Raw genomic sequence first — 14263 nt, forward strand, 5'->3', positions numbered from 1 at the left:
GGTGATGGCCCCGGAGTGCGGCCCCGAATCCGAAAGGGGAGACGTTCAGAGCTTCATTTGAGGTTCACGGGTACCGCCCGCGGCCGCAGCGCCGGGTGATCGGCGACCACCGTGCACGAGCCCGGCGCGATCTCCGTGAAGCCCGCGTCCCGTACGACGGGCAGCCCGCTCTCCGTCAGCTCCCGCCAGTCGCCCGGCGCCGCCGTGGCCACCGAGAGCGGGAACCCGGCCTCGCGCCACGCCTTGCGCTCGGTCTCCGTCAGCTCCCACCAGGCGAGCTGCGCCCCGTGCCCGACCTGCGCCATCTCCTTGCCGGCCGACATGCCGAGGTCCGGGTTGAGCCAGAGCACCGGGTGCGCCGGGTCGGGCGCGGCCGGCGGCTCCGGGTCGTCCAGGTCCGTCCCCGAGACCTGGAGTTTGGCCAGCTCCTTCGGCCAGCCGTCCAGGGGCACCGGCGGGAAGACCCGCACCTCCGCCTCCTCGCCCGTCACCGTGATCCCGGGCAGCGCGGACGCCTTGCGCCACTCCGCGCCCCGGGCCCGCCGGACCACCTTGCGGATGCGGGCGTCCTGCCAGTCCCGCATCAGCCGCGCCCACTCGCCCTCGCCCACCGACCGCTCGTCGGAGAGCATCACCAGGACCGCGCGGGCGGCCGTGCGCAGGGCGTCGGTGCGGGCCGGCGGCGCGGTCTTCTCGATGTGCACCACCAACGGCAGTACGTACTGCGGTGCTTCGTCCCGGTTCGTCCACTCGGACCGGAAGGGGCTGTCCACGGGCGGTGCGGTCGGCTCGGCGGACGGGGACGCGGGGGTGTCGTTGCTGCTCACCCGACCAGTCTGCCAGCCGTCCCGGACACCGTTCTTGGCGGAATGTGTGGCTCCGGGCGAGGATGCCGCGTATGAAGAGCGATCTCTTTTCCAGCGAGCACATGGCCGAGCAGGCAACCGCCCCCGGGATGACACTGCAGAACGCCAAATCCATAAAGTACGCGGTCAACGGGGAGATGCACGCCCGGCAGGGATCGATGGTCGCCTTCCGCGGTGATCTCCAGTTCGAGCACAAGGGCCAGGGCCTAGGCGGCCTGCTCAAGCGCGCGGTCACCGGCGAGGGGCTGCCCCTGATGGCCGTACGCGGCCTGGGCGAGGCGTGGTTCGCCCACGAGGCCGCCAACTGCTTCATCGTGGAGCTGGAGCAGGGCGACTCCCTCACCATCAACGGCCGCAACGTCCTGTGCTTCGACCCCACCCTCTCGTACGAGATCAAGACCGTGAAGGGCGCCGGGATGACCGGCGGCGGCCTCTTCAACAGCGTCTTCACCGGCTACGGCAAGCTGGGTCTGATGTGTGACGGCCACCCCATCGTCATCCCGGTCTCGCCCCAGCAGCCGGTGTTCGTCGACACGGACGCCGTCGTCGGCTGGAGCGCCCAGCTGAACACCTCGCTGAACCGCTCGCAGAGCGTCGGCTCGATGATCCGGGGCGGTTCGGGGGAAGCCGTTCAACTGCGCCTGGACGGCCAGGGGTTCGTGATCGTACGGCCGAGTGAGCTGAAGCCCGAGAAGGCGTCGTCGCACTGAGCACCGGTACGGAGATCCTGCGGCTGCGGGGAGTCGGCCGCCGGTACGGCCTCGCCGGGGACCCCGCTGCCGCCCGGGCTGCCCGGCGCTCCCGCGTACACCCTGACCGACGACGGAACCGCCCGCCTCACGGTCCCGGCCGCGCACTCCGACGCCTTGCTCCGCGCGCTGCTCACGGCCCGGCCGCCGTGGCACATCGGGCGCGTGGCGCCGGGGCCGGGGCCCGGCGCGGGCCCCCGGCGGCGTCGCTCGACCACCCGGGACGGGGACCAGGCACCATGACCGCGCTCATCCGCTACCAGGCCGCCCTGCTCGTACGGTCGCAGCGCTGGCTGGCCCCGGTGCTGCTGTACCTGGCCTTCCTCGCCGTGGGCGTCCGCTCCGGGCAGCCCGTGCTGGACTCCCTCGGCTACACCGCCGCCGGGATGCTGCCGGTCACCGCCTGGCTGGTGCGCGTCTGCGTCACTCAGGAGCCGCCCGCCGCGCGGGCCGTCGTCGCGGCGGCGGCCGGCGGGCAGCCGAGGGCCCATCTGGCGGCCCTGCTCGCCGCGCTGGGGTGCGCCGGGCTGCTGGGGACGGCCGCCACCGCCGTGGTGCTGGCGATCAGCGACCCGGCCAGTACCGACCACTCGGTGCGGGTGCCCCTGCCGCCCGCCGGGGCCGCCGGACTCCTCGCCACCGCGTGCTGCGTGCTCCTGGGCGCGGCGGCGGGCGCGCTGTGCGGCCGGCCGCTGCTGCACGGACGCGGCTGGTCCGTCGCGGCGACCGTGCTCGTGGCGCTGCTGGCCCTGGTCACCGCCGGATCGCCCGCGAAGTACGCGGTGACGGGCCTGGTCACCGGTTCGCTGACCGGCACCGTCCATGTGCCGGTGCTCCCGCTGCTCGCGGCGGCCGCCGTGGCGACCGCCGCGCTCGCGCTCGCCTGCCGGCTCAGTTCGGTACGCGGCTGAGTAGGCTCGTACGTATGAGTGAGGACAGGAACGAGCGGGCGGAAGCGGAATCCGGGTCCTACTGCGAGACGGCCCCGGCCGGCACGCCGGAACGGGCCGAGGGGCCGCCGTACGCCGAGTGCGTGCTGTGCCGGAAGCCGACCGAGTACGCCGAGTCGGTCAAGGGCATCACGCTGTGCCCGGTGTGCGAGTGGCAGGAGGCCCAGCGCACGGCGTGCTCGGGGTGAGACGCGGTCCTCTCAGCCCGCCATCAGCTCGGACACCCTGACGAAGCGGTAGCCGCGCTTCCGCAGCTCCGGCACGACCTGAGCGACCGCCTCGGCGGTCACCGGCGCCGCGCTGCGCGTGCAGTGCATGACGACGAGCGAACCGGAACGCACCCCGTCCAGCACCTGTTCGGCGACCGCGTCCGCGTCCGTCGCGAAGGCGTCGCCGCTGACGACGTCCCACTGCACGGCGGTCACCTTCTCCGGCCCGAGGGCGCGCAGCGTGTCGTCGTCGTAGCAGCCGCCGGGGAAGCGGAAGTACGGCACCACGTTGCGGGCACCGGTCCGGCGGATCGCCCCGAAGGCCCGTTGCACCTCCTTCCGCACGCCGCCCTTCTCCACCGTGGGCAGCCCGTAGCAGGGCGTGGTGAAGGCGTAGTGGCTGTAGGAGTGGTTGCCGATCTCGAAGAGGGGATCGGTGCCGATGGAGCGGGCCTGGTCCGGGTACTCCTCGGCCCACCGCCCGGTCATGAACACCGTCGCGGGCACCTTCAGCCGGCGCAGCAGGGCGATCAGTTCCGGGTTGTCGAAGTGCTCACCGGCCGCCGCGCGCGGTCCCTCGTCGGCCGTCATATCGGCGTCGAAGCTCAGCGCGACGACCTTGGCCGCGTGCTGCGGACCGCGCTTGAAGACGGGGGTCAGCCCGCCGGGCCCGGGGGCCATGACCGCGGGCTGCTCGGTGGAGGCCGAGGGGGCGGGGGGCGGGGAGGCCGGGGGCCGTTCCGCGGCCGTACGAGGCCCGGCCTGTCCGCATCCGACGAGCACCGCACCCAGCACACCCAGAGCGGCCATTTTGTACGCAGATCTGATCATTTCCGGAAGCTAGCCGATCGCCCGGAAGGTGCGCGGGGCGGGCACGCCGACCGGGCTCCGCCCCACGCAGATGGCGCACGACTTTCGGCGCGTCAGCGCCAGGGGCCCGTCACCGCGAACGTGGTGCCCGGCGTGTAGACGTTCACGTACATCGTCCCGTAGTCCGGTGCGAACGTGACGCCCGCGAACTCGCCCCACTCCGGCTCTTCCGGCGTTCCGGTGTTCTGCCGGCCGCGCGCCATCGGGTACACCTCGCCGCGCCGGGTCAGGCCGAACACGTGCTGGGCGCCGCCGCCGTCCTCGCAGACCATCAGGCCGCCGTCGGGGGCGAGGGTGATGTTGTCGGGGGACTCGCCGGGCAGTTGGAGGTCGGTGCCGGGGCCGAAGACGACGACCAGGGTCAGCCGGCGCCGGGCGGGGTCGTAGCGCCAGACCTGGCCGTAGTGGTCCGCCGCCGAACCCTCGTCGCGGTGCGCGAAACTGGAGACGAAGTAGACGCACGAACCGCCCCAGTAGCAGCCTTCCAGCTTCTGGCCGTGGGTGATGCCCCTCGGGCCGAAGTCCTGGAAGCGGATGGGGGTTTCGGCGGCCTGCGGATCCGGTACGGGGACCCACTCGACGCCCTCGAACACCGTCCCGGTCTCCTGGACGGCCGAGAGGTCGGGCACCCCCGGCACCCGCATGGCCTCCAGCCGGCCGCCCGCGCGCAGCGAACCCGTACCGCCCAGCGGCTTCTCCGGCAGGAAGCGGTAGAACAGGCCGAACGGCTTCTCGAACGCGTCCTCCGTCTCGTACACGGTCCCGTCGCGCGGGTCGATCGCGACGGCTTCGTGCTGGAAGCGGCCCATCGCGGTCAGCGGCACGGCACCGGTGCGGCGCGGATCGGCGCCGTCCACCTCGAAGACGTAGCCGTGGTCCTTGGTGTATCCGTTGGTCCCGGCCTTGTCCTCGGTCTCCTCGCAGGTCAGCCAGGTGTTCCAGGGGGTGCGCCCGCCCGCGCAGTTCACCGCCGTGCCCGCGATCGCGACCCGCTCGGACAGCACCCGGTTGTGGCCGTCGAGCTCCAGGGCCGTACAGCCGCCCTTGCCCATCGGGTCGTACGTGAGCCCCTCGACCGTCGGTACGGGGATCGCGGCGTCCACCCGGTTCTCGTGGTTGCGCACCAGTCGTACGTGCCCGCCCCTGGCCTTGAACGCGGCCATCCCGTCGCAGTGGCTGGGGACCCGGCCCTCGCCCGAGCGGAGCGCGTCGCCCTCCCGCGACAGCACCCGGTAGCGGAAACCCTTCGGCAGGTCGAGCAGACCGTCCGGGTCCGGCACGAGCGGGCCGTAACCGCTGTGGCCGCGGGCGGCCGAGCTTCCCGCGAAGAGTTCGGTGAACGCCCCCGTGAAGGCGAGGGAGACGGCGGCGGCGCCGCTCGCGGCCAGAACGTTCCGCCGGGTGGCGGCGGGGCGGGGTGCGACTGACATGAGCAACTCCCTGCTTGGGGGACAAGTGACATGGCTTCGTCAAGAGCAGGCCTGCCCATCCGAGGCCCTCGGTGAACGCTGTCACGCCGGACAGTACGGACCGGAGCCGACGCTCCGGGGCGGCAGCAGACGGAAGACGCAGCCGTAGCCCGGCCGGTCCGTCCCCCCGGTCTCCGGGCCGGTGCGCACCGCGCCCACCCGGACCTCGACGCGCGTGCCGGGCGGGGTGTGCCGGCAGGCGTTGGCCAGGAGGTTGCCGATCACCTGGGGAGAGGCCCCGGATGCGCCGGTCGAAGGTGATCCGCGGCCCGGTGTCGGCGGCGCACCCGACCAGCGCCTCGCGCTGGTAGCCGGTCATCGCGGTGGGCCGCAGGTTCAGCCGTACGACCGGGTCGAGCACCTCGTGGATGAACGCCCGCTCCTTCGGGGAGTGCTCCACCAGCTCGCGCCCCGTCGCAGAGCCGGCGGGCCGTCCCGTACGGGAGGGTGATGCGGCGCTTCTGGGTGACCCGGTTGACGCGCTGCTTGATCTCGACGCAGGCCGGGGAGTCGTCCGTGACCCCGACCGGATCGCCGTAGTGCCTGACGCGCAGTTTGCGGCGGAACTTCAGCCCGTATCTGTTGAAGGCGTGCGGCCTGCTCGCCACATGCAGCGGTGGGGGGTCGTCCGTAGCCGTGTCGGGTTGCGACACCGTGCGCCTCCTTCGTCGTCCGTGCCGGACCGCGATACGCAACCAACGACGGATGAGGAAGCGATGAGGAACCCGGGTGTATTGCAGGAGGATCCCAAGATGGCCGGAAGGTGAACACGGCCGGTGCGGAAATGCCTGTGTCCCCGGACCGGCGGCCCGGGGACACAGCGGGGGAGCGATCAGCCGAGCGAGGCGCTCAGCGTGATCGTGGTGCCGGAAAGCGCCTGGCTGACCGGGCAGTTGGCCTTCGCGTCCTCGGCCGCCTTGACGAAGCCGGCCTCGTCGAGACCGGGCACCTCGCCCACGACGGTGAGGTGGATGCCGGTGATGCCGGTGCCGGGCTGGAAGGTGACGTCGGCCTTCGTCTCCAGCCGGGCCGGCGGGGTGCCGGCGCCGCTGAGGCCGTGCGAGAGCGCCATCGAGAAGCAGCTGGAGTGGGCCGCGGCGATCAGCTCCTCGGGGCTGGTCTTCCCGTTCGCCTCCTCCGCACGGGACGGCCAGGAGACCGGGTAGTCGCCGATCCCGGAGGAGTCGAACGTGACGACGCCCGTGCCCTCGGTCAGATTGCCTTCCCAGACCGTGTGCGCCTGACGCGTGGTAGCCATGCTGGTTCCCTTCGAACGGAATGCGCGGTTGTACGGGGACGGCGGGGCACTGCGTCGTGTCCCGCCGGTGGTACGTCCTTACGCCCCCGAACCTACTGCGCCACCAGCCCCTTCGCGTCACGCGCCAGCGCCGTGAGCCGGGAGATCGCCCGGAAGTACTTCTTCCGGTACCCGCCGTTCAGCATCTCCTCACTGAACAGCTCGTCGAAGGGCGCCCCGGACGCGAGGACCGGCACCTCCCGGTCGTACAGCCGGTCCGCGAGCACCACGAGCCGCAGCGCCGTCGACTGGTCGGGCACCGGCCGCACGTCGGTCAGGCACACCGCCTTCACCCCGTCCGTCAGCGCCCCGTACCGGCTGGGGTGGACGCGGGCCAGGTGGTCGAGGATCGAGGGGAAGTCGTCCAGGGCGGCGCCCGGCGTGGCGTACGCGGCCTTGGTGACCTGTTCGTCCGAGTACGGCGGCGGGGCCTCGGGCAGACCGCGGTGGCGGTAGTCCTCGCCGTCGATGCGCAGCGGGCGGAAGTGCGCGGAGAGCCCCTGGATCTCGCGCAGGAAGTCGGCGGCGGCGAACCGGCCCTCACCGAGCTTGCCGGGCAGCGTGTTGGAGGTCGCGGCCAGCGCGACGCCCTCCTCGACGAGCCGGCTCAGCAGCGAGGACACCAGCACGGTGTCGCCCGGGTCGTCCAGCTCGAACTCGTCGATGCACAGCAGCCGGTGCCCGCTCAGCGTCCGCACGGTCTGCTGGAAGCCGAGCGCGCCCACCAGGTTCGTCAGCTCGACGAACGTGCCGAACGCCTTCAGCTCGGGCGCGGCCGGCGTGGCGTGCCAGAGGGAGGCGAGCAGGTGGGTCTTGCCGACCCCGTAGCCGCCGTCGAGGTACACCCCGCGCGGCCCGGACGGCCGCGCCGGCGCCTTGCGGCCGAACCACTTCCGCTTGCCCGCGCCCATCGCGTGCGCCCCGCCGAGGCCGGCGGCGAAGTCGCTCAGGACCCGGACCGCCTCGGTCTGGCTCGGCTGGTTCGGGTCGGGTACGTACGTATCGAAACGCACCGAGTCGAAGCGCGGAGGCGGCACCATCTCGGCGACCAGACGGTCGGCGGGGACGTGCGGCTCGCGGGCGCACAGGGACAGCGGGGCCGTTTCGGCTATGGGGCTGGACCCCGGCACGGCGTGGGAGGACGACACAACCGTCAAGCTTACGACCCGTGCCAGACTGCCGGACATGCGACGCCTGTTCCCTGTGACCGACCTGACAGCGGCCGAAGCCCCGGGCGAATGGAGCCTGGACGACCTCGCCGACGCCTACGCCTACCCCCGCACGGACGGCCCCTGGCTGCGCGCCAACATGGTGTCGACCCTCGACGGGGCCGCCCAGCACGACGGACGCTCCCAGCCGATCTCCTGCGAGAGCGACATGCGGATCTTCGGCACGCTGCGCGGCCTGGCCGACGTGGTGATCGCCGGTGCCGAGACCGTGCGCCAGGAGGGGTACCGCCCCGCCAGGGCACGGGACGCCTTCGCGGCGCGGCGGGCGGCGGCCGGCCAGACGCCCGCACCGGCCGTCGCGGTGGTCAGCGGCAGCCTGGACCTGGACTTCTCGCTCCCGCTCTTCGTCTCGCCGCTGGTCCCGACGCTCCTGCTGACCGGGGCGGGCGCGCCCCCGGACCGGATCGCGACGGCCCGGAAGGCGGGCGCCGAGGTGGTGATCGCGGGGGAGGGCTCGCGCGTCGACCCGGCCCGCGCCGTGCGGGAGCTGGCCGACCGGGGGCACCGGCGGCTGCTGACCGAGGGCGGGCCCCGGCTGCTCGGGCAGTTCGTGGCCGAGGACGTGCTGGACGAACTGTGCCTGACCGTCGCGCCGCTGCTCACGGCCGGGGACGCCCAGCGGATCGCGGGCGGGCCCGCGGTGGATCTGCCGAAACGATTCGCCCTGGACTCGCTGCTGGAGGAGGACGGATTCCTCTTCTCGCGGTACCGCCGGTCCTGAGACCCGGCCGTCCCCGTACGCCCCAGGGGTCTCGCGTACCCCCACCCCTGGGCGGCAATCAGCGGAATATCGCGTTCCGGTTAGCGTTCCGTGGGCAGAATGGGTCTCGCAGTCCCCGTGCGAGCGCGGGGAAGGATGGTTTCGGCAGCGACCGGCGACGGTCGCTGAAGAGAAGGGCTCTGTGGTGTTCACCAGCGTTTTGATGATCGAGAAGGCCCTCACGTCCGAGGACGTCGAGTTCGTCACCACCCTGCACGGGGAGGAGCGCACCTCCTTCGTCGTCCTCATGCAGCCGCGCGGAGACCAGGCGGACGTCCTGCTGCGGGCCATCGACGACCTGGCGATGGGCGAACTGAAGGAAGCGGCCCGCGAGAGCGAGGAGCCCGAGGGCAGGAACGCCAGGGAGTCGGCCGGACTCGCCCTCGAAGTGTCCCTGGAGGCCCTGCGCCAGGCGGGCTCCGAAGCCGTCGGACAGGTGATCGAGAGCCACCCCCTGGACAAGCTCACCTCGGTCGTCGAGGAGTCCCGGGCCGACGAGGTCATCGTGCTGACCGCGCCCCACTACGTCGAGGAGTTCTTCCACCGCGACTGGGCCTCCCGGGCCCGGCACAAGGTCGGCGTCCCGGTGCTCAAGCTCTTCGCGCACAGCGAATAGGCTGGGAGGCCCTTACCCGTACGCACCCTGGGAGAGACACGTATGGCACCCGGTATTCCTGCCGCCATGGAACGGCCGCACTTCATCGGCATCGGCGGCGCCGGAATGTCGGGCATCGCCAAGATCCTCGCCCAGCGCGGCGCCAAGGTCGCGGGCAGCGACGCCAAGGAGTCCCCCACGGCCGACGCGCTGCGCGCTCTGGGGGCGACCGTCCACATCGGGCACGCCGCCGGTCACCTGGCCGACGACGCCACCAGCGTGGTCGTCTCCAGCGCCATCCGCGCCGACAACCCGGAGCTGGTGCGCGCCGGGGAGCTGTCGATCCCCGTCGTACACCGCTCCGACGCCCTGGCCTCGCTCATGGGCGGGCTCCGCTCCATCGCGGTGGCCGGCACCCACGGCAAGACCACCACCACCTCGATGCTGGCCGTCGCCCTGAGCGAGCTGGACCTCGACCCCTCGTACGCCATCGGCGGCGACCTGGCCGGACCCGGCACCAACGCCGCGCACGGCGAGGGCGACATCTTCGTCGCCGAGGCCGACGAAAGCGACCGCAGCTTCCAGAAGTACGACCCCGACGTGGCGATCGTCCTCAACGTCGAGCTGGACCACCACGCGAACTACGCCTCGATGGACGAGATCTACGAGTCCTTCGAGACCTTCGCCGGCAAGATCGTCCCCGACGGCACCCTCGTCGTCTCCGCCGACCAGTCCGGCGCCGTCGAGCTGACCCGCCGGGTCCGCGAGACCCTGCCCGCGCTCACCGTCGTCACCTACGGCGAGTCCGGCACCGCCGACGTGCGCGTCCACAAGATCACCCCGCGCGGTCTGACCAGCGAGGTCACGGTGGTCCTCGGCGGGAAGTTCCTCACCTTCACCGTCTCCGTCCCCGGCCGCCACTACGCGCTCAACGCGGTGGCCGCCCTCGCCGCCGGCATCGCCCTCGGCATCCCCGCCCACAACCTCGCCTCGGCCCTCGGCAAGTACACCGGGGTCAAGCGCCGCCTCCAGCTCAAGGGCGAGGCGGCCGGCGTCCAGGTCATCGACAGCTACGCCCACCACCCCACCGAGATGACCGCCGACCTGGAGGCCATGCGCGGCGCCGCCACCGGTGCCCGCCTCCTCGTCGTCTTCCAGCCCCACCTGTTCTCCCGCACCCAGGAGCTCGGCACCGAGATGGGCCAGGCCCTCGCCCTCGCCGACGCCTCCGTGGTCCTGGACATCTACCCGGCCCGCGAGGACCCGGTCCCCGGCGTCACCAGCGCCCTGATCATCGACGCCGCGACCGCCGCCGGCGCCGACGTCACCGCCGTCCACGACAAGGAGCGGGTCCCCGAGGCCGTCGCGGGAATGGCGAAGCCCGGCGACCTCGTTCTCACCATGGGAGCGGGCGACGTCACCGACCTCGGCCCGCAGATCCTGGACCACCTGTCGAGCTGAAGGAGCCACCGTGGCGTACGACGTCGAGAAGCCGGACGAACAGTGGCGGGAGGAACTCACCCCCGCCGAGTACGCGGTGCTGCGCAAAGCCGGCACCGAGCCCGCGTTCGTCGGTGAGTACACGGACACCCGGACCGAGGGCGTCTACTCCTGCCGGGCCTGCGGCGCGGAGCTGTTCCGCTCCGACACCAAGTTCGAGTCGCACTGCGGCTGGCCGTCCTTCTACGACCCGAAGGACACCGACGCGGTCGAACTGATCCAGGACCGCAGCCACGGCATGGTCCGCACCGAGGTCCGCTGCACCCGCTGCGGCTCCCACCTGGGCCATGTCTTCGAGGGCGAGGGCTACCCGACCCCGACGGACCAGCGGTACTGCATCAACTCGATCTCGCTGCGCCTGACGCCGGACGCCTGATCCCCCGGGTACGGGGACCGGCGCGCCGCGTCAGTCCTCGTACGGCTCCTCCTGCCGCAGCAGCGGGTGCGCGACCCCCGGGAAGACCCGGGCCCGTACGACCGGCTCCGCCGCGCCGCCCCTGATCACCGTCTCCGCGACGCCCCAGGGGCGGCCCGGCAGGACGACGGTCAGGGTGTACGAGGCCGGGCAGCCCAGGCACTCGTAGCGGTCCACCCACGTCTCGACCTCGGTGGTGCTGCCCGGGTAGCGCGCCACGTGCCGGTGCAGCGCGTGGCAGCGCCCGCACCGCTCACCCGGCTCGCAGGTGCCGCCGCAGGGGCAGGGCACGTCCGGCGAATCGGCCGGCTGCCAGCGCTGGGTGAGGACCGCCTCGCGCGTGGCGCCCATGTCCTTCATGGCCTTGAGATTGCGGGCCGCCACGTTGTACGACTCGCCGGTCGCCGCCATCCGGTCGCGGATGACGTCCTTGCGGCCGCGGTTCGTCGTCATGTGCTGCTCCTCCTGGGGTCCACGCAGCCCGCCAGGAGGGCACACGAGATCGGTGCCCTCAACGGTACCCGGCGCCGGGAGCGCGTCGTGACGTGCGTGCGCCGGGGCGGGGCGTTGGGCGGGGCGGCCGTGGCGCCGGGGCGGGCCGTTGGCCGGGGTGGGCCGTTGGCCGGGGTGGGCCGTGCGGCCGGGGCGGGCCGTTGGGCGGGGCGTCCCCGCTCAGCCCCGCCGGACCCGCCCTGCGATGCGCCGGCCCAGGCGCCCCAGCGTGCGGCGCTCGCGGCGGTTCCAGTCGCGGAAGGCCTCCGCCCGGCCGCTGCTGCCCGAGCGCCCGACCGCCTCCTCGACCGCCGCGACCCGGTCGGCGGGAAGCTTCCGCACCACGGGGCGCAGCACCTCTTCGAGCAGCCCGGAGGCGGCCGCGCTCCAGACGGGCCCGGCGTGCGGGTGGGCCGTCCAGACCGTGAAGCAGTCCGCCGCGTACCCGGGGTCGGCCGCCAGCCGGGCCCGGACCACGTCACCGCGCGCCGCCCGCTCGTAGGCTGCGACCAGATCCGTGTCACCGCTGTGCACCACGGCGTACAGCTCCGCGTCGGGCCGCTCCGGCGCCAGCAGCCGCCCGGCCACCGCGTCGCACGCCTGCCCGAGCACGCCCGGCTCCACCGGCTCCGCCTCCGCGCGCAGCGCCCGCACCCGTTCGGCCCATTCCGGCTCCGCCGCCCCCGAGCGCACATCCCGGGCGAACTCGAGGAGCTGGAGCGCCGCGCGCACCCGGCCCCCTGTCTCCTGCGGGAAGCCGCGCAGCAGGTCGTGGGCCAGCTCCGGCGCCTCCCCGTCCCCGGCACCGGCGGCGAGTGCGGCGGCCACCAGGAGCGACCAGGTGCCGGCCGCCCGGTGCGCGTCGGAGGTCGCCGCCTCCAGCAGCAGCCGGGCCTCGGCGGGCGTCGGGGCCTCCTCGCCCCACACCAGGCCCGCCGCCGTCCGCAGCACCAGCGGTTCCGCGAACGGGGACACCCCGCCGGCCCGCGTGATCCGCTGGAGCGCCGCCACCCGGTCCTCGCCGCAGCCGGCCCTGGCCTCCGGCGCCCCGGCGCACATCCGCAGGTGCGGCAGCGCCTGTGTGCCGGTGAAGGGCAGCGGCACCAGGCTCAGCAGCCGCTCCACCCCGGCCGGGCTGTCCGGCGCGATCCGGTCCAGCGCGCCGAGCAGGGCGGTACGGACGTCGAACTGCTCGTCCATCAGCTCCAGCAGCGCCGGCGCCCAGTCGGGGGCGCCCTCCTCGCCGCCGGTCAGCAGCGCGGGGGCCAGCCGGTCCACGACCGAGGGCAGCAGCTCGGCGCAGTCCACCCCGAGCAGCCGGGCCACCCGGAGCAGCTGCACCGTACGGGCCACGTCCAGGCCGACGCCCGCGCCGCCCAGCTCGGAAAGGATCTCCGGCCCGAGGACCCCGGCGACGGCCGCGCCCTCGGGCCCGCTGAAGGCGGCACGGCCCGGCAGCTCCAGGGAGCCGTTGCCGCCGCGCACCGCCTCCGTCACCAGCATCGCGGCGAGCGGGGCGGTGGTGGTCGCGGGGGAGCGGCCGTCGAGCGCGGCGAACAGCCGCCCGGCGGCGTCGAACTCGGCGCCGGAGCGGTCGTCGACCCCGGGCGCGGTCAGCGCCTCGACCAGCTGCCGGGTCCGCTTCCCGTCCAGCGCGTACGGCCGCTCGGCGGCCCAGCCGGCCGCCGCCGCGCGCTCATCGGTGCCGAGCGGTATCCCGGCGCACAGGGCCGTCACCGCCAGCGGCCCCGCCGCGAACGGCTCCCCGGGCAGCGCGGCCGCCTCCCGGAACAGCTCCGGCGCCCGGCCGCGCCAGACCCGGGCGGCCGTCTCGGCCCACACGTCGCCCGCCCGTCCCTCCGGGCGCGGCCCGCCGCACACGTGCACGCGCAGCCCGGAGTCCGCCAGGTCCTCGGCGTCCTCGGGCAGCACCCCCACGACCTGCTGCGCGGCCTCGCGCGGGCGGCGGGTGTAGGTGGTGAAGGTCAGGCGCTCGGCGAGCCCGTCCGGCAGGGCGGTCCCGGCCAGCGCGAGCCACCGGGCGACGTCGGCGCTCTGCCGCTCGACGAGCACGACCCGCTCCGGCGCCCCGGGGCCGTGGAGGCGGCGCAGATCGGCCAGCACACCGGCGAGCCAGGGGCCGCGCGAGACGGCGAAGTCGTTGAGGGCCTCCCGCTCGCGGGCCTCGTTGACGGTCGCGGCCGGCAGTGCGGCGACCGGGTCGGGCCGCGGCCGGTCCGGTGTGGTGGAGGCCCAGCGGGCGGACCGGCAGGCGGTGAGCGGCAGCGTCCCCTCGGGGAGCCGGGTGCCGCCGGGGAGATGGACCGCGTGCGCGTGGAAGCGTACGGCGGACGAGCGGGGGGAGCGCACCGCGACGGTCCGGGCCAGCAGTCGGCTGCCGTCGGAGAGCAGGCTGAAGCTGAGCGCCTCGGGCAGGGCGCGAAGGGCGGTGTCCGTGAGCCGTTCCGGGGTGCCGCGCGGCGCCTCGTACGCCAGCAGCGGCCCCGCCTCGGTCAGCACGGACGCGGGTATCGAGGCGTCAACCACCGTGAACCGGGCGGCTGTCGGCCCGTCCTCGCCGGTTCCGTCCCCGTCCGCCGCCGAGGTGTAGTGCAACTGCGCGAGGCTCATGCGTCGGCTCTCTTCGTCCCTGCCGTGAAGATCCCCTGCCACCCGCACCCGCTCGCGCCGTGGCAGCGCCGTCCGGCAGAGCGGCGACCCCGGCGGGGAGTGCTCCGCAGTCGCTGGGGCGACGCTATCAAGGAGGCGCGCGCCCTAGGGCCTGTAGTGAGTTGTGGCGCGGCGTCGCGACGCCCGGCACGTACGCTCACGGCACGGCCGAAATGCCCAAGTAGCTCCGCT

The 14263-nt window shown here is 73.8% G+C and carries 15 protein-coding genes and 1 pseudogene; 7 read left to right on the top strand and 9 right to left on the bottom strand.

The window, feature by feature from the left end; all coding sequences use genetic code 11:
- Positions 1-53 precede the first annotated feature (53 nt).
- Positions 54-827 (bottom strand): peptidyl-tRNA hydrolase, encoded by a 774-nt coding sequence (locus tag OG242_RS26335; protein ID WP_405900495.1) that lies wholly within the window; start codon positions 825-827, stop codon positions 54-56.
- Between the two features lie 71 nt (positions 828-898).
- On the opposite strand from OG242_RS26335, the gene OG242_RS26340 reads away from it, so the two are divergent.
- From OG242_RS26340 to OG242_RS26350, 3 genes are all read left to right on the top strand, one after another.
- The gene (locus tag OG242_RS26340; protein WP_405900496.1) at positions 899-1576 is read left to right on the top strand and encodes an AIM24 family protein; all 678 of its coding nucleotides are present in this window, start codon (positions 899-901) and stop codon (positions 1574-1576) included.
- 278 nt (positions 1577-1854) lie between these two features.
- Entirely contained in the window at positions 1855-2526 is a 672-nt protein-coding gene (locus OG242_RS26345; protein ID WP_405900497.1) for an ABC transporter, read from the top strand.
- A 14-nt stretch (positions 2527-2540) separates the two neighbouring features.
- Positions 2541-2753 carry a hypothetical protein gene (locus OG242_RS26350; protein ID WP_405900498.1) on the top strand — a complete coding sequence of 71 codons (213 nt, stop codon included), beginning with the start codon at positions 2541-2543 and terminating at the stop codon, positions 2751-2753.
- A gap of 12 nt (positions 2754-2765) precedes the next feature.
- On the opposite strand, the gene OG242_RS26355 is transcribed toward OG242_RS26350, so the two are convergent.
- The 6 genes and pseudogenes from OG242_RS26355 to zapE all read right to left on the bottom strand — a co-directional run bounded on the left by OG242_RS26355 (position 2766) and on the right by zapE (position 7558).
- Positions 2766-3605, bottom strand: coding sequence for a polysaccharide deacetylase family protein (locus tag OG242_RS26355; protein ID WP_405900499.1), 840 nt, complete (start codon positions 3603-3605; stop codon positions 2766-2768).
- A 92-nt stretch (positions 3606-3697) separates the two neighbouring features.
- A complete protein-coding gene (locus OG242_RS26360) occupies positions 3698-5074 on the bottom strand; it encodes an alkaline phosphatase PhoX (RefSeq protein WP_405900500.1) in 1377 nt (458 codons plus the stop codon).
- An 81-nt stretch (positions 5075-5155) separates the two neighbouring features.
- Entirely contained in the window at positions 5156-5338 is a 183-nt protein-coding gene (locus OG242_RS26365) for a hypothetical protein (RefSeq protein WP_405900501.1), read from the bottom strand.
- 10 nt (positions 5339-5348) lie between these two features.
- Positions 5349-5766: pseudogene (locus OG242_RS26370) on the bottom strand (VTC domain-containing protein); the annotation flags it as partial.
- Between the two features lie 179 nt (positions 5767-5945).
- Positions 5946-6371, bottom strand: coding sequence for an OsmC family protein (locus OG242_RS26375; RefSeq protein ID WP_405900502.1), 426 nt, complete (start codon positions 6369-6371; stop codon positions 5946-5948).
- 92 nt (positions 6372-6463) lie between these two features.
- Entirely contained in the window at positions 6464-7558 is a 1095-nt protein-coding gene (zapE, locus tag OG242_RS26380) for a cell division protein ZapE (protein ID WP_405900503.1), read from the bottom strand.
- A 37-nt stretch (positions 7559-7595) separates the two neighbouring features.
- Between zapE and OG242_RS26385 the strand changes: the two genes are divergently transcribed.
- From OG242_RS26385 to msrB, 4 genes are all read left to right on the top strand, one after another.
- Positions 7596-8360, top strand: a complete 765-nt coding sequence (locus OG242_RS26385) for a pyrimidine reductase family protein (protein WP_405900504.1) — start codon at positions 7596-7598, stop codon at positions 8358-8360.
- A gap of 202 nt (positions 8361-8562) precedes the next feature.
- A complete protein-coding gene (locus OG242_RS26390; protein WP_405901732.1) occupies positions 8563-9015 on the top strand; it encodes an indole-3-glycerol phosphate synthase in 453 nt (150 codons plus the stop codon).
- A gap of 42 nt (positions 9016-9057) precedes the next feature.
- Positions 9058-10455, top strand: coding sequence for a UDP-N-acetylmuramate--L-alanine ligase (gene murC, locus OG242_RS26395; RefSeq protein ID WP_405900505.1), 1398 nt, complete (start codon positions 9058-9060; stop codon positions 10453-10455).
- A 10-nt stretch (positions 10456-10465) separates the two neighbouring features.
- On the top strand, positions 10466-10870 hold the full coding sequence (gene msrB / locus OG242_RS26400) for a peptide-methionine (R)-S-oxide reductase MsrB (protein ID WP_405900506.1): 405 nt from the start codon (positions 10466-10468) through the stop codon (positions 10868-10870).
- A gap of 30 nt (positions 10871-10900) precedes the next feature.
- Here msrB and OG242_RS26405 read toward each other — a convergent pair whose 3' ends face one another.
- Together OG242_RS26405 and OG242_RS26410 are read right to left on the bottom strand one after the other, a co-directional pair.
- Positions 10901-11362: a hypothetical protein gene (locus OG242_RS26405; RefSeq protein ID WP_405900507.1), complete on the bottom strand. Its 462-nt coding sequence runs from the start codon at positions 11360-11362 to the stop codon at positions 10901-10903.
- Between the two features lie 219 nt (positions 11363-11581).
- Positions 11582-14032, bottom strand: coding sequence for a GTPase-associated protein 1-related protein (locus OG242_RS26410; protein WP_405900508.1), 2451 nt, complete (start codon positions 14030-14032; stop codon positions 11582-11584).
- Positions 14033-14263: the final 231 nt, after the last annotated feature.

The organism is Streptomyces sp. NBC_00727, from assembly GCF_045161745.1.
GTDB lineage: Bacteria > Actinomycetota > Actinomycetes > Streptomycetales > Streptomycetaceae > Streptomyces.